Source organism: Bacillus sp. KICET-3 (assembly GCF_033261025.1).
Classification (GTDB): domain Bacteria; phylum Bacillota; class Bacilli; order Bacillales; family Bacillaceae; genus Bacillus; species Bacillus sonorensis.
This window is the reverse complement of the sequence record NZ_CP137345.1, coordinates 4,281,148-4,298,179: the sequence shown is the minus strand read 5'-3', so window position 1 is coordinate 4,298,179 and position 17,032 is coordinate 4,281,148. Positions and strand designations below refer to the sequence as shown.

19 protein-coding genes are annotated in these 17,032 nt (G+C 46.0%); 13 read left to right on the top strand and 6 right to left on the bottom strand.

Annotation, left to right across the window (positions count from 1 at the left end):
- Positions 1–17 precede the first annotated feature (17 nt).
- Together ydfI and R5H20_RS21960 are read right to left on the bottom strand one after the other, a co-directional pair.
- Positions 18–656: a two-component system response regulator YdfI gene (gene ydfI, locus R5H20_RS21965; protein ID WP_006639539.1), complete on the bottom strand. Its 639-nt coding sequence runs from the start codon at positions 654–656 to the stop codon at positions 18–20.
- The gene (locus R5H20_RS21960; RefSeq protein ID WP_006639538.1) at positions 649–1,872 is read right to left on the bottom strand and encodes a two-component system sensor histidine kinase YdfH; all 1,224 of its coding nucleotides are present in this window, start codon (positions 1,870–1,872) and stop codon (positions 649–651) included. The genes ydfI and R5H20_RS21960 overlap by 8 nt, the downstream gene beginning before the upstream one ends.
- A 268-nt stretch (positions 1,873–2,140) precedes the next feature.
- Here R5H20_RS21960 and R5H20_RS21955 point away from each other — a divergent pair, with 268 nt between their 5' ends.
- From R5H20_RS21955 to R5H20_RS21940, 4 genes are all read left to right on the top strand, one after another.
- Positions 2,141–2,311, top strand: coding sequence for a hypothetical protein (locus tag R5H20_RS21955; RefSeq protein WP_006639537.1), 171 nt, complete (start codon positions 2,141–2,143; stop codon positions 2,309–2,311).
- Positions 2,308–2,484 (top strand): hypothetical protein, encoded by a 177-nt coding sequence (locus R5H20_RS21950; RefSeq protein ID WP_085959885.1) that lies wholly within the window; start codon positions 2,308–2,310, stop codon positions 2,482–2,484. Before R5H20_RS21955 ends, R5H20_RS21950 begins: the two co-directional genes overlap by 4 nt.
- A 119-nt stretch (positions 2,485–2,603) precedes the next feature.
- Positions 2,604–3,467, top strand: a complete 864-nt coding sequence (locus R5H20_RS21945) for a glycosyltransferase family 8 protein (RefSeq protein WP_006639536.1) — start codon at positions 2,604–2,606, stop codon at positions 3,465–3,467.
- A 140-nt stretch (positions 3,468–3,607) separates the two neighbouring features.
- The gene (locus R5H20_RS21940) at positions 3,608–4,576 is read left to right on the top strand and encodes a phosphoglycerate dehydrogenase (protein ID WP_006639535.1); all 969 of its coding nucleotides are present in this window, start codon (positions 3,608–3,610) and stop codon (positions 4,574–4,576) included.
- Between the two features lie 34 nt (positions 4,577–4,610).
- On the opposite strand, the gene R5H20_RS21935 is transcribed toward R5H20_RS21940, so the two are convergent.
- Positions 4,611–4,991 (bottom strand): VOC family protein, encoded by a 381-nt coding sequence (locus R5H20_RS21935; RefSeq protein WP_006639534.1) that lies wholly within the window; start codon positions 4,989–4,991, stop codon positions 4,611–4,613.
- A 151-nt stretch (positions 4,992–5,142) separates the two neighbouring features.
- Here R5H20_RS21935 and R5H20_RS21930 point away from each other — a divergent pair, with 151 nt between their 5' ends.
- Together R5H20_RS21930 and putP are read left to right on the top strand one after the other, a co-directional pair.
- Positions 5,143–6,333 (top strand): class I SAM-dependent rRNA methyltransferase, encoded by a 1,191-nt coding sequence (locus R5H20_RS21930; protein WP_006639533.1) that lies wholly within the window; start codon positions 5,143–5,145, stop codon positions 6,331–6,333.
- A gap of 147 nt (positions 6,334–6,480) precedes the next feature.
- Positions 6,481–7,947 (top strand): sodium/proline symporter PutP, encoded by a 1,467-nt coding sequence (putP, locus tag R5H20_RS21925; RefSeq protein ID WP_006639532.1) that lies wholly within the window; start codon positions 6,481–6,483, stop codon positions 7,945–7,947.
- Between the two features lie 82 nt (positions 7,948–8,029).
- On the opposite strand, the gene R5H20_RS21920 is transcribed toward putP, so the two are convergent.
- On the bottom strand, positions 8,030–8,713 hold the full coding sequence (locus R5H20_RS21920; protein WP_006639531.1) for a CidB/LrgB family autolysis modulator: 684 nt from the start codon (positions 8,711–8,713) through the stop codon (positions 8,030–8,032).
- Positions 8,695–9,081 (bottom strand): CidA/LrgA family holin-like protein, encoded by a 387-nt coding sequence (locus tag R5H20_RS21915; RefSeq protein WP_006639530.1) that lies wholly within the window; start codon positions 9,079–9,081, stop codon positions 8,695–8,697. Before R5H20_RS21915 ends, R5H20_RS21920 begins: the two co-directional genes overlap by 19 nt.
- Before the next feature lie 479 nt (positions 9,082–9,560).
- Here R5H20_RS21915 and R5H20_RS21910 point away from each other — a divergent pair, with 479 nt between their 5' ends.
- From R5H20_RS21910 to thiE, 5 genes are all read left to right on the top strand, one after another.
- Positions 9,561–9,989 carry a DUF5082 family protein gene (locus R5H20_RS21910; protein ID WP_006639529.1) on the top strand — a complete coding sequence of 143 codons (429 nt, stop codon included), beginning with the start codon at positions 9,561–9,563 and terminating at the stop codon, positions 9,987–9,989.
- On the top strand, positions 9,986–10,255 hold the full coding sequence (locus R5H20_RS21905; protein WP_006639528.1) for a YwqI/YxiC family protein: 270 nt from the start codon (positions 9,986–9,988) through the stop codon (positions 10,253–10,255). Before R5H20_RS21910 ends, R5H20_RS21905 begins: the two co-directional genes overlap by 4 nt.
- Before the next feature lie 137 nt (positions 10,256–10,392).
- Positions 10,393–11,307 carry a cidABC operon transcriptional activator CidR gene (gene cidR, locus R5H20_RS21900; RefSeq protein WP_006639527.1) on the top strand — a complete coding sequence of 305 codons (915 nt, stop codon included), beginning with the start codon at positions 10,393–10,395 and terminating at the stop codon, positions 11,305–11,307.
- On the top strand, positions 11,307–12,119 hold the full coding sequence (gene thiM, locus R5H20_RS21895; protein ID WP_006639526.1) for a hydroxyethylthiazole kinase: 813 nt from the start codon (positions 11,307–11,309) through the stop codon (positions 12,117–12,119). Before cidR ends, thiM begins: the two co-directional genes overlap by 1 nt.
- A 1-nt stretch (position 12,120) precedes the next feature.
- Positions 12,121–12,795, top strand: coding sequence for a thiamine phosphate synthase (gene thiE, locus R5H20_RS21890; RefSeq protein WP_006639525.1), 675 nt, complete (start codon positions 12,121–12,123; stop codon positions 12,793–12,795).
- Positions 12,796–12,837: 42 nt separating this feature from the next.
- Here the strand turns inward: thiE and R5H20_RS21885 are convergent, their stop codons facing one another.
- Entirely contained in the window at positions 12,838–14,001 is a 1,164-nt protein-coding gene (locus tag R5H20_RS21885) for an ROK family transcriptional regulator (RefSeq protein ID WP_006639524.1), read from the bottom strand.
- 180 nt (positions 14,002–14,181) lie between these two features.
- Between R5H20_RS21885 and xylA the strand changes: the two genes are divergently transcribed.
- The gene (gene xylA / locus R5H20_RS21880) at positions 14,182–15,528 is read left to right on the top strand and encodes a xylose isomerase (RefSeq protein WP_006639523.1); all 1,347 of its coding nucleotides are present in this window, start codon (positions 14,182–14,184) and stop codon (positions 15,526–15,528) included.
- Positions 15,528–17,027, top strand: coding sequence for a xylulokinase (gene xylB / locus R5H20_RS21875; RefSeq protein WP_006639522.1), 1,500 nt, complete (start codon positions 15,528–15,530; stop codon positions 17,025–17,027). Before xylA ends, xylB begins: the two co-directional genes overlap by 1 nt.
- The last annotated feature ends 5 nt before the right edge of the window (positions 17,028–17,032 follow it).

The window sequence follows — 17,032 nt, the reverse complement described above, 5'->3', positions numbered from 1 at the left end:
ATTTTAATTTGATATTATTAGTCTAATGTCAGAATGCCTCTTTGCATGGCAATCGTCACTGCTTCAGTTCTTGAATTCGCGCCTAATTTATTGTAAATGGACGTTAGTCTAGACTTTACTGTTCTCTCAGAGACGCCCAAATCAAAGGCAATCGCTTTGCTTTTAAGACCTTTAGCAATTGCTTTTAGAACTATGACTTCCTTTTCTGTCAGCTGCGTATCACTGCTCTGCTTCTTCATCCGCTCCAATTGGATTTCTTGCAGACGTTTTAAGATATCAGGCTGCAATAGCACGTTTCCTCTTATTGCTGCGTCCATCGTATGAAAAAGGGTTTCTGAACTTGTATCCTTCAATAGATATCCTTTCGCCCCTAATTCAATTCCTTCGATCATTAAGTGATCTTCATTATACGTAGTCAAAATAATGATAGGGATGTCGTGTTTTTCTTTTATTAGTTTAATGGCTTCTAACCCGCTCATCTCCGGCATATACAAATCCATGAGAATAATATCCGGTTTTAATTCATCTGCAAGGCGAACTGCCGCTTTGCCATTTTCCGCCTCTCCTATGATGATGTAGTGATCATTCGTTTCAATTAAAAGCTTCAGACCTTCCCTCACGACAAGATGGTCATCAACGATTAAAACCTTATTCATCTTGCATCTCTCCCTGAATTGGTACAGTGATATCAATTTGTGTTCCTTTAGATGTTGTACTCTTTATATTGAATTGGCCTTTCATTGCTCTGACGCGTTCTTCTATGCCGAGAAGCCCATAATGTCCTCTCTTTTTCTTGCCCTTTTCAACATCAAATCCTTTGCCGTTATCCTTGACGGTTAAATGGAGCCTCCTCTTATCATCATCCCAAATGGACACTGAGATCGTTTCTGCTTCAGCATGCTTTACGGCATTCGCTATGCATTCTCCAATGATGTAATAACAGTTTTCAGCTGTTCGAACGTCCGGCACTTGGTCTAATCTGTAGTCTAAAAAGCAAGCCATGCCTGTCGACTCTTGAAAATGATCCATTAATGAGGTAATTCTTTCTTTTAAAAAACCGATTTCTTCTGATTTGCTGCGCAGATCGTCAATCGCTGAACGTGCATCAGCTAGTGTGCTTTTCACTCTATTCATAGATTGTTGAACGATTTCTTTTGCTCTCTCTGTGTTGTCTTTGGCGAGATGAATATGAATAGCGTCCAGCTGCATATTTAAACTGACCAGCCCTTGAGCAAGCGTATCGTGCAAGTCCCGGGCCATACGCTGTCTCTCGTTTTGCAGCGTCAGCTGTTCTACCTGCTGATGAGCCAGCTCCAGCCTTTCAAGAGTCAGCTGCGCTTTTATCTTTTCATCGACTTGGGCAAAAAATGTAGCGGCATATGTGATAATCACGATCATAATAGGTACTGCTATGACAAGAAAATGCAAATATTCACCTTTGTGAATATGATATAGTACAGTGATTGACAGCAGAAGCAATAAATAAAGGATGAGGAACGTCTTTCTTCTGTCTGCCATTCCTATAATCTGTCCGATCAAAAATGCATAAAGGCCAATGATGATCAGCACTAAAAAGCCTGACATGACATTAGCAAGTGTAAAAGTGATCAAACCTTGTAATACGAAGTACAGAATCACCCTTTTCTTAACCCAGCGATATGAGTGCCAATGCATCAAAGCAAAGATGGCGGTCAATACCGTAAACACATTAAGCAATAAAATGGACCAGCTCCCATTAAGAAATTGCAGCACGATAGAGGCAACATAGATCATGAGAATAAAAGCCAGGCCCGGCACTCTGAGTGCAAGCATATTTAATGCCCGCCTATCATGTGAGTAGTATTTTTCTTTGAAAGGATTCCTTATCAGCAAACCATCCACTTCCTTTAACAGTTTAACCAAAAAGAGACTTATGAAAATCGATCCCATTTCATTGAACGTGCAACATACATTTATCCAATCATTTTATAGGAAGAGAAGGAACACAACAATACCAATGTGCAGTGAACCATTAGATCTTCCCAACATATGATCATTGCCCAAACGTACATATGCATTCTGCCTTTATGTACGTTTTATCTTTCCAAATTTACATTTAAAATAATGAGGAACTCACTTTTTATTAAAGGAATGATCAACATTGAAATCGATTGATCACACAATTTTATCATTAAAAAGAAAAGGTATCCGAACTGAGAAAGTGTCAAAAAATCAGTGCCCTGATCGATTAAGCAATGCGAACGAAAAAACAGACAAGCATAGAAACAAAAATCGTCAATCCAAGAACAAGCGTAAAGAAAAAGAGGAATGAAGATGTATTGGTTCTTAGGTGCTTTATTATATTTTCTCGTCGGTACTTGTATTTTCATTGGAGTCATTAGAGGCAGTCACTCAGGCTCATGGATACTCCTTGCATTAGCAGCCCCGCTCATCATTGTTGGCTATCCTTACTTTTATTTAAAGCAGCATCTTGCTAAAAGATAGCAAAATAGACGCTATACAATCTGAGGATCTTGCATGATCCTTTTTTTTCGTCCTATCGACGGTGTTTATTTTTCGAAAAAAGGGAATAGAACAAAAAAAGAGAAGGAGATGGAAACGATATGAAAAGCGACCGGACGATGCATATCATTTCTTGTACAGACAACAATTACGCGCAGCATTTGAGCGTCATGTTCACCTCATTGCTGATGAACATGGACAAACAGCGGGATGTCAAACTGTACGTGATTGACGGAGGAATTGAAGAGGATCATAAAGAGAGGCTGAAAAAGACGACTGATCGCTTCGGTGTCCCCGTTACATTTCTTGATGTGGAAAAAAGCCAATATGACAGGGCCGTTGAGAGCAGCCATATTACAAAAGCGGCTTATTACAGAATTTCGATTCCCGATCTCATCAAGGATGAATCTGTGAAAAGAATGATATATGTCGATTGTGATGCCTTGGTATTAGAGGATATATCAAAACTGTGGGATATGGATATTTCGCCTTATTATGTTGCGGCTGTCGAAGACGCAGGCCAGCATGAACGCCTGAAAAAAATGAAGATCAGCGACACGGCGAAATACTTCAATTCGGGTATTATGATCATAGATGTTGAAGAATGGAGAAGGAACAGCATTTCAGAAAAAGTGATCAGCTTTATTAATAACAACAGCAAGGATATGTTTGTATTCCATGACCAGGATGCGCTTAATGCGATTCTATATGATAAGTGGTATGGCCTTCATCCGAGATGGAACGCACAGACCCATATCATGTTAAAGGAAAAAACACCGGCAACCCTTTTGGACAAGAAGCGCTATATGGAAACAAGGGCAAATCCCGCAATCGTCCATTTCTGCGGAGGAAACAAGCCCTGGAATTCGCAAACCGCGCACCCGTACGCCCGCCATTATTTTGAGTATTTAAAACAAACAGCATTCCATCAGCCCGCCAAACTATCTAAAAACCATGTCAGTTAAAATGCCAATCTTCTTTTTTTAAGCTTCCATTTATAGATATAATCACGATAACCCTAACGTATCCCCATAGACGCTTGTTTCCTCAAAACAGGAAACAAGCATTTTTCTAGTCTTGAAAAAAGGTGAATGGAGGAGGGACTATGGTTAAAGTGCTGTTGACGCTGAGCGAACCTTTTTATCGCGCCGCTCCGCGGTTCAAAGAAAAGCTTGACAAGCTTGGAGCCGAATTTCTCTTTTTGGATTCGGAAAGTTTGGGCAGGGAGGAATTGCTGGCCAACGTCAGAGACGTCCATATTTATGTTCTCGGCGTCGAAAAAGCTGATCGCGAATTGATTGATGCCGCACCGAATCTGCGTTACATCATGAAATTCGGTGCGGGCGTCGACAATATTGATGTAGCCTACGCCAAGGAGAAAGGCATTTTCGTCACGAATGCCCCTGGTCAAAACGCGTCATCAGTCGCTGATTTGGCATTCGGGCTCCTGCTTGCTGGCGCAAGGTCGATTCCGCAGACAAATGCAGCTGTCAAAAACGGTTTATGGAATATATCAATGGGCTATGAACTGGATGGAAAAACACTCGGGCTCATCGGCTTTGGAGAAATCGGCAAAAAAATCGCCAGGCGGGCGTCGGGTTTTAACATGAACCTGCTGGCATACGGCACATACAAGGATTACAAGTCGGCAAAGCTGCTCAACGTGCGCTTTGCGGAATTGGATGATCTGCTGATGAAATCGGACTTTGTATGTATCAGCACTTCATTAAGGCCAGAGACATTTCATCTGTTGAATGCAGAACGGCTGGCGAAAATGAAAAAGACGGCTTTTCTGATCAATATTGCGCGCGGGGAGGTCATTGACGAAAATGCGCTTGGAAAAGCGCTTGAACAGAACATGATTCGGGGCGCGGCTTTGGATGTTTTTGAAACAGAGCCTCCCTCATCGCGGATTACCCTCCTTTCCAACGCCATTTGCACCGCTCATATCGGCGGCGCCACATATGAAAGTATCAGGCGCATTGAAACGATCACGTATGAAAATATCAAACGGTTTATCGAAGACCAGCCTTTAGCCTTCACTGTTGAGGATTCAGGCGCCATCCGGACGTAAAAAGACGGTTCAAACAGAACCGTCCCTTTTATATTCACGATCTTTGAAAAAACTCCACCACTTCCCCCTCAGGGCCGAAAATAAAGAAATAGCGGTAGCCGTTCGGCAGTTCGGTAATTCCGTCCTCCATCAGCTTCACGTCGGTTTCTTTGATGCGGGCGAACTCAGCCTCTATATCATCTGTTGACACCGCAAAGTGATGAACTTTCCCTTCCTGCGGAAGCTGGTCATTGTAGCCTTCGATGAGCTCAAGCTCTGTTTCATCCCGATTTTCAAATCCCAGAAATGCAAGCTTGATGATCCCGTTCGTATGGATGAGCCTGTCTTTCAGCTTCATGCCGACAACGTCTTGATAAAAAGCGATAGATGCTTCAATATCTTTTACCATAACACCAACATGGTCGATTCGCGCCATCATGTGTTCCCTCCTTATTATTCTCCACCATCTTAAAGAAAATCTGAATAGACTGTCAATTCAGGCGCCATTTTTTCTCTCCTGTGCATAAGAACATGGCCGGGACGGTTATGGTAGGATAGAGAAATACTAAACATAAGGACTGAACAAAATGAAGACGTTAACACTCAAACACGCTTATGCGGCAAAAATTAAAAAGGGTTTCCCGCTGATTTTAAAGGAAGCGGTTTTTTCAAAAGATGACGGCATCTCAGAAGGAGCGCTGATCGAGCTTGTAGATGAAAAGGGCGGTTTTCTGGGAAAAGCCTATTATGGAGAGCAGAATAAAGGTGTCGGCTGGGTGCTGACACAAAACAAGGAGGAGCCCATTGACCAGGATTTTTTTCTCAGCCGCCTGGCAACGGCCATTCAGGGACGACATCAGCTCTTCCAGAGTGCTGAAACGACAGCCTTTCGCGTTTTCAACGGCGAGGGTGACGGAATCGGGGGACTGACGATTGATTATTATGACGGTTATTTTCTGATCCAGTGGTACAGCAAAGGTATTTTTGCATATAAGGAAGCGATTATTGCAGCCCTTGATGAAATTACAGATTATAAAGCGATTTATGAGAAAAAAAGATTCAGCGCGGCCGGGCAGTATGTGGAAGATGATGATTTTGTAAAAGGGGAAAGGGGAGAATTTCCGATTATCGTCAAAGAAAACGGAATACATTATGCCGTTTATCTCAATGACGGCGCCATGACCGGCATTTTTCTCGACCAGCGCCATGTCAGGAAGACGATCAGGGATCGATATGCGGAAGGAAAAAACGTATTGAACACATTCTCATATACAGGGGCGTTTTCCGTTGCTGCGGCATTGGGCGGGGCCGTCAAAACGACAAGCGTCGATGTTGCAAACCGCAGCTTGAGCAAGACGATCGAACAGTTCAGCGTAAACGGTCTTGATCATGAAGCGCACGACATAAAAGTGATGGATGTATTTGAATATTTTTCCTATGCCGCTAAAAAGCAGCTTGGCTACGATCTGATTATTCTTGACCCGCCGTCTTTTGCAAGGACGAAGAAACATACATTCAGCGCCGCAAAAGACTATAAGCATCTGTTGAAAGAAGCCATTCAAATCACCAAACATGATGGCGTCATCGTCGCCTCGACGAACAGCAGCGCTTTTGGGATGGAAAAGTTTAAAGGCTTTATCGATGCAGCATGCAAAGAAACGGGGACAAGCTATACGATCCTTGAAGAACATTCGCTGCCTGAGGACTTTAAAACGTTGCAAAGCTATCCGGAAGGCAATTATTTAAAGGTTGTGTTTTTGCGGGTTCATCATCGCTAATGCGGTAAGACCGCTTCCGTTTCGCTTAACCGGTCTCCGGCCGTCGAGCAGGACAAAAAATCGCGGCATTTCACCATGAAAACGATACCTCTTGAGAGATTATTCATGTATATTGATATTACGTGAAAAATTGTATAGGGGGAAGCTATGGATTACGGAGTTTTGTTATCGATTGGAATTTATATGGCTGGAATGCTTTTGATTGGATACTTTGCTTACCGCCGAACGTCCAACTTAACCGATTATATGCTTGGGGGAAGGAACCTTGGGCCGGCTGTCACCGCTTTAAGCGCGGGTGCTTCGGATATGAGCGGCTGGCTGTTGATGGGGCTTCCCGGCGCCATGTTCCTAAACGGGCTGAGCAGCGGCTGGATCGTCATCGGCCTTACAATCGGAGCCTATTTGAACTGGGTGTATGTCGCCCCGAGGCTGAGGACATATACGGAAGCGGCCGGCAACAGCATCACCATTCCCGATTATTTTGAAAACCGTTTTAAGGACGGGTCGAGAGTCTTAAGAATGACATCAGCTCTTGTTATTTTAATCTTTTTTACATTTTATACATCCTCGGGGATGGTGGCGGGAGGAGAGCTTTTCAAAACCGCCTTTCATCTCGATTATCGAATCGGCATCTGGCTGACAGCCGGAGTTGTTATTTTGTACACGCTGTTTGGCGGCTTTTTGGCGGTTAGCTGGACAGACTTTGTGCAAGGAACGATTATGTTTATCGCCCTCATCGTGATGCCGCTCGTTGTGTTTATCCAGCTGGGGGGAGTCGGCCCTGCCTTTTCTGAAATCCGTTCAGTCGATCCGGAGCTTCTGCAGCCGTTTAAAGGAACGACTGTGATCGGCATCATTTCGCTGTTGGCATGGGGGCTCGGTTATTTTGGGCAGCCTCATATTATCGTCAGATTTATGGCGATTTCCAGTGTGAAGGAAATGAAGAGTGCCCGCAGGATCGGCATGGGCTGGATGATTTTTTCTATTTGCGGAGCGATGCTTACCGGGCTTGTCGGAATCGCGTATGTCAGCGTGAACCATTTGCCTTTGAAAAATGCGGAAACGGTATTTATCGTTCTTTCTGACCTCCTGTTTCCGTCCGTGATCACAGGGTTTTTGCTGGCCGCCATTTTGGCTGCTGTCATGAGTACGATTTCTTCACAGCTCCTTGTCACGTCAAGCGCTCTGACGGAAGACTTCTATAAAGCGTTCATACGAAAAGATGCATCTGACCGGGAGCTGGTGCTTGTCGGAAGACTGGCGGTTCTCGCCATTTCACTGATCGCACTGATCATGGCGCTTCATCCGAATGAAACGATTCTGAATCTTGTCGGCTACGCATGGGCCGGTTTTGGAGCCGCATTTGGCCCGGTCGTCCTATTAAGTCTGTATTGGAAGCGAATGACGAAGTGGGGTGCGCTTTCGGGCATGCTCGCGGGTGCGCTGACAGTCATCGCTTGGGAACAGGTGGAGGCTTTTCGCCCGGTCTATGAAATTATTCCCGGCTTCATTGTCTGTACGGCTGTCATCATTGTCGTCAGCCTCCTGACAAAAAAACCGCCTGCAGAGATTGAAGACGAGTTTGATACGGCCGTTGAGAATCTAAAGGGCTGAAGTTTTAGCAGCAAAACGGACCGCTGCGATGCAAGCCGCCCGGCAAATCAAAGAGACCCCCGAATATTCGGAGGTCTTTTTGTTATACCGTAATAAGAGAAATGAGAAATGGCGCAGCGCAAAGCGTAATAATCGCAGCCAAGATCATCGAAACGCTTGAAATGGTTCCGGATACAGAGCTGAGCTCAAACGCTTTTGACGTACCGGCGCCGTGTGCGCTTGTTCCGAGCAGAACGCCTCTCGCAATTTCATTATCGATTCGAAAATAGCGGATGACCATCGGCCCGATAACAGAGCCGAACAAAGCGGTCAAGATGACGAAAACGGCGGTAACCGCCGGCATTCCGCCGATCATTTCAGAGACGCTCATCGCAATTGGCGTTGTGACTGAACGTGGAATGAGGCTCTCAATCAGATCTGCATTAAGCTTAAACAGCTTTGCGATAAACGCCGTTGACAGAATGGCGATGCAGCTGCCGACCGCCACATTGATGATAATTTCAACGGCGTATTTTTTTAAAATCGGGAAGTATTTATAGAGCGGAATCGCAAACGCCACGGTCGCCGGCTGAAGCATGTCAGTTAACAGGCGCCCTCCGGCATTGTAGGCTTCAAAAGGCACGTTGATCAAGAGCAGCAGCCCGACCAAGATCAGCGGTGTGATCAACAGAGGCGAAACATACACCTTTGGATGGCGGGTGTATACCGCTTTGGCCCCCATATAAATCAAGACGGTTGCGATCAGACTTATGCATCCGATGAACATGTGTTTTTCCTTTCCTTTCTTTTGGCGATGATTTGCGTCAGCATGCCTGTCGATACCATGACGACAAACGTGCTGATCAGAACGACGAGTAAAATGCTTGGTCCAAAATTTTTGAGAATCTCTCCATAGTTCATAATCCCGACCGCAGAAGGGACAAAGAACAACAGGAGCTCTGCAAGAAGCCATAATGCGCCGAGCTCAATCCATTCGAGTTTAATGACCTTGAAATACAGTAAAGCAAAAATCACGATTATCCCAAGAATGCTTCCCGGTATTTTTATATGAAGAACCTCAACAATCAGATTCATCAAACGCGCAAATAAAAATAAAAGAGCGACCTGACTGATTCCTTTAATGAATGTTTTCATGTCATTATCCCCCTTTCTAAACAAAAGTGTACATGAGTTTTAGATATAGGTAAAATACATATACAGAATAATGTCTATTCATTTTGTCTATACAAAAATCGCTGAAATCAGGGCGAAAGAAACAGTTAATTGACTAAAAATGTAAAATGGAGGACGGAATAGATTGCCTGTTTTCTGTGACAATTACACCTTTCCACCCCCATGTCTTTGGCCTTGCCCTGATGGGAAGCGGAATTGGATTGATTCAAAAAGAAAGGTCAGATGTCCTTGAAAAACCGATTCCTTTGGCTCCTTTCCTGTGTACAATTCCCCAAAAACAGTATTTAAAGCCTATTCAACATCCATGCTTTTCGACTTAAACTATAAATATTGGAAATGTGCGCAAGTCTAGTAAAAGATGTGAATCTATGAAAAACAAAACTGAAGTATGATTGCATGAAGAAAAATCCGAACCATAATGCAGTTCAGAGGTGACATAAATGGACTACTCAGGCACGCTGGAGAAAATACACGGGGTTCTCTCCCACAAGGCGGCGGAGCTGGAAGAACAAATTGCGAGACTGGAGCGGGCGAAACGCGATGTTGAAAGAGAACAAAGCTTGGGCATCGAAGAAATCAGACAGATTTTGCGTCCTGGTCTTGGAGAAGCGTGGACCGGAAGCCGGGCAGCCGACTTTGATGAAGCACGTGATGAAGCGCACACCGCAATGTATAGAATATTTAACGATGATTATGAGAGGTATATTCATAAAATCGATTTGAAAATATTTGCTTTAGACGCTGAAAAAGGAGCAGTCGAAGCTGCAAGCTGGTCTGCGGACCGGGCGGACTTTCTCCTGGAAAAGGGGGAAGAGGCAATCGACGCTCTGCATAGTACAATCAACGGGTTAAAAGGGTGGTTGAAATGAGCAAAACGATCAAATTGAACCATAAAGTCGTCATGAAACAGCTGGATCAAGTGAAAAGCGCGCTTGACTCGCTTTCCCTAAATGGCCCGTCAGCTGGATCGCTTGGACAAAACAAGCTTGATTTTACAAAAAAGTGGCTTGAACGGGAGGAAACCATCCGCGATATGGTCAATCAGTACAAAGAGGCTGTGTATAAAAACATCGAGGACACGCGTTCAAATGTGAATTCCTTGAAGGAGCAAGACGAGGCGATCGCCCGAAAATAAGCGCTGTCGGCAGCAAGCCGCCAGCGCTTTTTATATTGGCCGGCAAAGCGATTGGGGTGTGAGAAAATATGAAAATTGGTTTAAAATATGATGTAAAGCGAAAATCTTGCACCAAGCTCTGAAAGGATGTCAAACAAATGGACATACGTCATTTAACCTACTTTTTAGAGGTAGCCCGTTTGAAAAGCTTTACAAAGGCCGCCCAATCCCTATATATATCACAGCCGACGATTTCAAAAATGATCAAGAACCTTGAAGAAGAGCTGGGAATCGAGCTGTTTTACCGGCGCGGAAGGCAGATTGAACTGACTGATGCCGGCCAAAGCATGTATGTGCAGGCCCAGGAAATCACCAAATCGTTTCAAAATTTGACTTCAGAGCTGAATGACTTGATGGACGTGAAAAAAGGGCATGTCCGGATCGGCCTGCCGCCGATGATCGGTTCAGGCTTTTTTCCGAAGGTCATCGGTGACTTTAGGGACAAATATCCGAATGTCACGTTTCAGCTTGTTGAACACGGATCTGTAAAGGTGCAGGAGGGTGTAGAGGACGGATCGCTTGATATCGGAGTCGTCGTTCTGCCTGCAAAAGAAGAGATTTTTCATTCCTTTACGATTGTAAAAGAGAATTTAATGCTGCTTGTTCATCCGTCACACCGTTTTGCCGATGAAGAGGAGATTGAGCTTCAGCAGCTGAGTGAAGAGCCGTTTATTTTTTTTCGTGAAGACTTTGTCCTTCATGAGCGGATCATTACGGCATGCTTAAAGGCCGGATTTCGGCCGAACGTGATTTATGAAACATCCCAGTGGGATTTTATCAGTGAAATGGTATCGGCGAATCTCGGCATCGGTCTTCTCCCCGAAAGAATCTGCCGGGACCTTGATCCCGAACGAGTCAAGATCATCTCCGTCGTCAGGCCGGCCATCCCTTGGCATGTCGCCGTCATTTGGAGAAAGGACCGTTATCTTTCATTTGCGGCAAGGGCTTGGATCGACCACACGAAATCGTATATATGGAGTCCTCATTCAGAAGAAGGAAGGAATGAAGCATGATGAACCGCCAAGATGCTGCGGCATTAATCGAAAACGTCAGAAAAGAAAACCCGCTCGTTCACAACATGACGAATAATGTTGTCACGAACTTCACTGCAAACGGCTTATTGTCACTCGGCGCTTCCCCGGTCATGGCCTATGCGAGGGAAGAGGCGGCCGACATGGCAAAAATCGCCGGCGCCCTCGTATTGAACATTGGGACGCTGAGCCTTGAGGATGTTGAGTCGATGATCATTGCCGGCAAATCCGCGAATGAACACGGCGTCCCCGTCATTCTTGACCCTGTCGGCGCAGGGGCGACGCCGTTCCGGACGGCATCCGCTCAGCGCATCATGAGAAAAGTGAAAATTTCCGCTGTCAGAGGCAATGCAGCCGAAATCGCCAACACGCTTGGAGACGAAAGCTGGGTGATCAAAGGGGTTGATGCCGGGGAAGAAAAGGGAGACCGGATGGCTCTGGCAAAAAAAGCGGCCGGCGTCTGGGATACAACCGTCATCATCACCGGTGCTGAAGACGTCATTACTGACGGAAGGAAGCTTTATACCGTTGGAAACGGCCATAAGCTGTTGACCAAGGTGACGGGGACAGGCTGTCTTTTAACCTCTGTGATCGGCGCGTTTTGCGCCGTTGAGAAACACTATTGTAAAGCCGCTGTATCAGCAGCCGTTTTTTACGGATGCGCGGCGGAAATAGCCGCTGAAAAAACAGCGCATCAAGGCCCCGGAAGCTTCCAGATAGAATTTTTAAATCAGTTGGCCGCTGTAAAAGCCGAGGACATCCAAGCACGCGGTCGCATAAGAGAGGTGGAGTAGCATGGCTAGGATTTCGAGACAAACATTAAAAGACCTGCTGTCCGTATACTTTATCATGGGTTCAAACAATACGGCCGGCGACCCTTTGGCTGTCATTGAAGCGGCTTTAAAGGGCGGTGCGTCTCTTTTTCAATTCCGCGAAAAAGGAGATGATGCACTAAAGGCGGAGGATAAAATCATCTTCGCGAAAAAAGTACAGGCCCTGTGCCGGGAAGCCCAAGTGCCTTTTATCGTCAATGATGATGTTGAGCTGGCCCTTGAGCTTGATGCCGACGGTGTTCATATCGGCCAGGATGACGAAAAAGCGGAGAACGTCCGCGCCAGGATCGGAGACAGGATTCTTGGCGTGTCCGCTCATACGCTTGAAGAAGTGATGAAAGCGGAAAAGGATGGTGCCGATTATATTGGAGCAGGGCCGATTTATCCGACGGAAACGAAGCTGGATGCAAAAGCCGTCCAAGGTGTTGCTCTGTTGAAAGAGATACGGAGGAGAGGCATCAAGATTCCAGCTGTCGGAATCGGCGGAATCACGCTGGAAAACTGCGCTCCTGTCATAGAAGCTGGAGCGGACGGCGTCAGCATTATCAGCGCCATCAGTACGTCTCCAGACCCAGAACAGGCTGCCGGAGCTTTTCTTGCAAAGGTTCACGCCGTCAAAAAAAGCGCAAATTCCTAACGTGGGATTTGTGCTTTTTGTTTAATAAGATGATCGGGACCGTCAAAATTGCTCGTTCATAAATCTCTCCAAAAAACGCTCAATGACAATATAGGAAGCTCCCAATGATGAGGCGGTTCGTCCGAGAGAGGAAACGGTTAAACGGCAATCGGTCAGCGCTTCTTTTTTGCTTCTTGAGGAAATGGTTTTTTTAATAACATCGACGATCAGCGGATAGGATTCAATCATCGTATTTCGCAAAATAATCGTTTCCGGATTCAATGTTTTGATAATATTGACAAGGCCCACGCCGATGTAAAAGCCAAATGTTTCGAACGTTTCCAGCATCTTTTGATCCCGGCTGTCGGCCAGCGCCTTGACGATCTGATGCAAAGGCGCATTTCCATGCGAGAGGTATGAAGAAAAGACGGCTCTTTCTGACGCATACAGCTCCCAGCAGCCTTTGTTTCCGCATCTGCATAGAGGGCCGTTGATATCAATTGACATGTGCCCGGCTTCTCCTGAAAAACCATGCACTCCTCTGAAAAGTTTGCCGTTCATCAAAATACCTAAACCGATACCTGTATTGATGCTGACAAAAATGGCGTGTTTCAGATCTCCGGCATCACCGTACTCCCTTTCTCCGATAGCCCCGGCATTTGCTTCATTTTCAATGAAAATCGGGACATTGTATCTTTCCTCAAGAAGACGTTTCAATTGGAGCGTGTGAATCGGTTTATTCGGGGTGAAAACCACATTCTGGTCATTATCGACCAGGCCGGGCACACATACCCCAATTCCAGTCAAGCCATAATGGGAATCAGGCATCTTTTTGACGGCATGATCGATCAGTTCAAACAGGGTACGCTCTGTCGCCTCAATATCCTTCTCATCAAGCTCCCGCTCGTAATGTTCAATGATCTCGCCTTCCAGATCGGTTAAAACGATGATGATGTAGTTCGTTCCAATGTCGGCGCCGATCGCATAGCCGGCTTTTCGGTTGAATTTCAGCATGACAGGCCGTCTGCCGCCGCTCGATTCACCGCGGCCCGTTTCATAAATCATTTCCTTTTGAAGCAGGGAAGACACTTGGGAAGAAACGGTTGATTTATTGAGCCCCGTAATTTCTGAAAGCTTCGCCCTTGAGATGGGTGCATTGTCAATGATCTGCTCAAGAATCAGGATTTTATTCATTTTTTTTACAAGGGCTTGATCCGCGGTATTCAATACGATCACTCGCTTTAGCAAAGGTTAGAATATGTGAGTCTATTATAATATAGCAAATTTTAAAAACTCAAATTTTTCTACATTTGCAATTGAAAGCGCTTCACACATCCTGTAAAATAAATGAAAAGGAGTTAGTTTAATGGATAAACAAACTTATTATTTTTCTAAGGAGGACTGAAAATGTTTTTTAAAAATGTGGGAACAGTCAAGTATGAAGGCGCAGACTCGGATCATCCATTTGCTTTTAAATACTTTAACCCTGATGAGCGGATCGGCGGCAAAACGATGAAGGAGCATCTCCGTTTTGCCGTTTCGTATTGGCATACTTTTGATGGAGACGGAAGCGATCCGTTCGGCGCGGGAACAATGAACCGCTCATGGAACAGGATGACGCATCCTTTGGATCAAGCAAAAGCCCGCGCTGAAGCGGCATTTGAATTTTTTGAGAAACTCGGCGTTCCATACTTCTGTTTTCATGATGTCGATGTGGTTCAGGAAGGGGACACCTTGAGGGAAACGTTTCTTTATTTGGATAAAATGGTGTCTTTCCTAAAAGAAATGATGGAGTCAAGCGGAGTTAAATTGCTGTGGAATACAGCGAACATGTTTACGCATCCCCGTTTTGTCCACGGCGCTGCTACATCGTGCAATGCGGATGTATATGCCTATGCGGCGGCAAAGGTGAAAAAGGGTTTGGAAATCGCCAAAGAGCTCGGTGCCGAAAATTACGTGTTCTGGGGCGGCCGGGAAGGTTATGATACATTGCTGAATACAAACATGAAACTGGAGCTCGGCAATTTGGCGGCTTTCTACAGAATGGCCGTTGATTATGCTGATGAGATCGGGTTTGACGGCCAATTCCTGATTGAACCGAAGCCAAAAGAGCCGACAAAGCACCAGTACGATTTTGATGCGGCGACATCGATTGCTTTTTTGGATACGTACGGTTTAAAAGAACACTTTAAATTAAATCTGGAAGCAAACCACGCCACGCTTGCCGGACATACGTTTGAGCATGAGCTGAGGGTGGCCGCTCTTCATGATATGCTCGGATCGATTGATGCGAATCAGGGGGATCTGCTTTTGGGCTGGGATACGGATGAGTTTCCGACAGATCTGTATGGCGCCGTTCTCGCTATGTATGAGATTGTCAAAGCAGGAGGCTTCAAAACAGGCGGCATCAACTTTGATGCGAAAGTAAGGCGCGCCTCATTTGCGGACGAAGATTTATTTCACGGCCATATTGCGGGAATGGATACATATGCGGCCGGATTTAAAGTCGCCTATCGGCTTTTGGAGGATCAAGCGATTGAACGCGTCATAGAAGAGCGCTACAAAAGCTTTACGACCGGAATCGGCCTGGACATTGCCGAAGGAAAAACCGATTTGAAAAAACTTGCCGCCTATGCCCTCGAAAACGACAGCATCGAAAATCTGTCCGGCCGGCAGGAAACCCTTAAAGCGACCGTGAATCGGTATTTATTGAATGTGTTGCGGGAGTCGCCGGCAAGAAAGGGGATACAGTAGTGGAATATGTCATCGGTGCCGACCTCGGCACTAGCGCAGTCAAAGCAATTCTCGTCAATCAGTTTGGCGAGATATGCGGGGAAGCCTCAAGGCCGTTCTCAATCATCGAGCCCCATTCCGGTTATTCTGAACAGGATCCCCGCGAATGGGCGGAAAAAACGAAGGAAGCCGTAAAAGAACTGGTCGAAAACCATCGCGGAGAAGCGGGAGAAATCAAAGGCATCAGCTTTTCCGGACAAATGCATGGATTGGTGCTTTTAGACGGCCAAGGGGCTGTACTGCGGAATGCGATATTGTGGAATGACACAAGGACGACAGATCAATGCAGGCTGATTAACGAAACAATCGGAGAAGCGCGTCTCCTGGAGCTTGTCAAAAATCCCGCGCTTGAGGGGTTTACCCTTCCAAAGCTCCTGTGGGTGAAGGAGCATGAAAAAGAGCTGTTCGACAAGGCCGCCGTATTTTTGCTGCCAAAGGATTATGTCAGATACTGCATGACAGGACGCCTTCACAGCGAGTACTCAGATGCAGCGGGCACTCTGCTGCTTGATGTAAAACATAAAACATGGAGCAGCGACATGTGCCGCCGGTTTGGCATCCCCGAGTCAATGTGTCCTGAATTAGTGGAATCGGGCAGTTTTGTCGGCCGCATCACTCCCGAATTTGCCGGGGAGACCGGGCTCTTACCCGAAGTTAAAGTGTTTGCCGGAGGAGCGGACAATGCTTGCGGAGCGGTCGGCGCCGGCATTTTGCATGATGACACCGCCCTGTGCAGCATCGGCACATCAGGTGTTGTATTGACGTACGAAAAGGACCCGGATCAAGAATTCCGGGGAAATATCCATTTTTTTAACCATGCTGCACATGATGCTTATTATTCGATGGGTGTGACGCTTTCAGCGGGCCGCAGTTTTAGCTGGTTTAAGGATGTATTTGCCAAGCATGAAGCATTTGATGCATTAATCTGCGAAGCGGAAAATTCCCGGCCCGGCGCAAGAGGCTTGCTGTTTACGCCCTATCTTTCCGGAGAAAGAACCCCTCATGCTGACCCGGATATTCGCGCCAGCTTCATCGGGATGGACAGCGGACACAGGAGGGCTGATTTTATCAGGGCGGTGATTGAAGGGATCACATTTTCCCTCTATGAAAGCATTGAACAATTCCGGGCCGGGGGAAAAAAGATCAGCCGCGTCATTTCAATCGGCGGAGGAGCAAAAAGTGAACAATGGCTGCAAATCCAGGCCGACATGTTTAACGCGGAGATCATCAGGCTCAAGAGCGGGCAGGGCCCGGCTTTCGGAGCCGCGATGCTGGCTGCGGTCGGATGCGGGTGGTTTCCGGCACTGGAAGCGTGCGCAGAGCAGTTCGTGCACGTAAAAGAGTCATTTCTCCCCCGCCCGGAATTCAGCGAACGGTATCAGGACATTTTTCCGATTTACAAAGATATCTACCGCTATACAAAGCCGTTGAATGAACGGTTGGCATTTTTGCGTGAATAGCCGGA

Coding starts and splice junctions, on each gene's coding strand:
- ydfI (WP_006639539.1), bottom strand. CDS start 656: ATGAATAAGGTTTTAATCGTTGATGACCATCTTGTCGTGAGGGAAGGT.
- R5H20_RS21950 (WP_085959885.1), top strand. CDS start 2,308: ATGAAGATGTATTGGTTCTTAGGTGCTTTATTATATTTTCTCGTCGGT.
- R5H20_RS21945 (WP_006639536.1), top strand. CDS start 2,604: ATGAAAAGCGACCGGACGATGCATATCATTTCTTGTACAGACAACAAT.
- R5H20_RS21940 (WP_006639535.1), top strand. CDS start 3,608: ATGGTTAAAGTGCTGTTGACGCTGAGCGAACCTTTTTATCGCGCCGCT.
- R5H20_RS21935 (WP_006639534.1), bottom strand. CDS start 4,991: ATGGCGCGAATCGACCATGTTGGTGTTATGGTAAAAGATATTGAAGCA.
- R5H20_RS21930 (WP_006639533.1), top strand. CDS start 5,143: ATGAAGACGTTAACACTCAAACACGCTTATGCGGCAAAAATTAAAAAG.
- putP (WP_006639532.1), top strand. CDS start 6,481: ATGGATTACGGAGTTTTGTTATCGATTGGAATTTATATGGCTGGAATG.
- R5H20_RS21920 (WP_006639531.1), bottom strand. CDS start 8,713: ATGTTCATCGGATGCATAAGTCTGATCGCAACCGTCTTGATTTATATG.
- R5H20_RS21915 (WP_006639530.1), bottom strand. CDS start 9,081: ATGAAAACATTCATTAAAGGAATCAGTCAGGTCGCTCTTTTATTTTTA.
- R5H20_RS21910 (WP_006639529.1), top strand. CDS start 9,561: ATGGACTACTCAGGCACGCTGGAGAAAATACACGGGGTTCTCTCCCAC.
- R5H20_RS21905 (WP_006639528.1), top strand. CDS start 9,986: ATGAGCAAAACGATCAAATTGAACCATAAAGTCGTCATGAAACAGCTG.
- cidR (WP_006639527.1), top strand. CDS start 10,393: ATGGACATACGTCATTTAACCTACTTTTTAGAGGTAGCCCGTTTGAAA.
- thiM (WP_006639526.1), top strand. CDS start 11,307: ATGAACCGCCAAGATGCTGCGGCATTAATCGAAAACGTCAGAAAAGAA.
- thiE (WP_006639525.1), top strand. CDS start 12,121: ATGGCTAGGATTTCGAGACAAACATTAAAAGACCTGCTGTCCGTATAC.
- xylA (WP_006639523.1), top strand. CDS start 14,182: ATGTTTTTTAAAAATGTGGGAACAGTCAAGTATGAAGGCGCAGACTCG.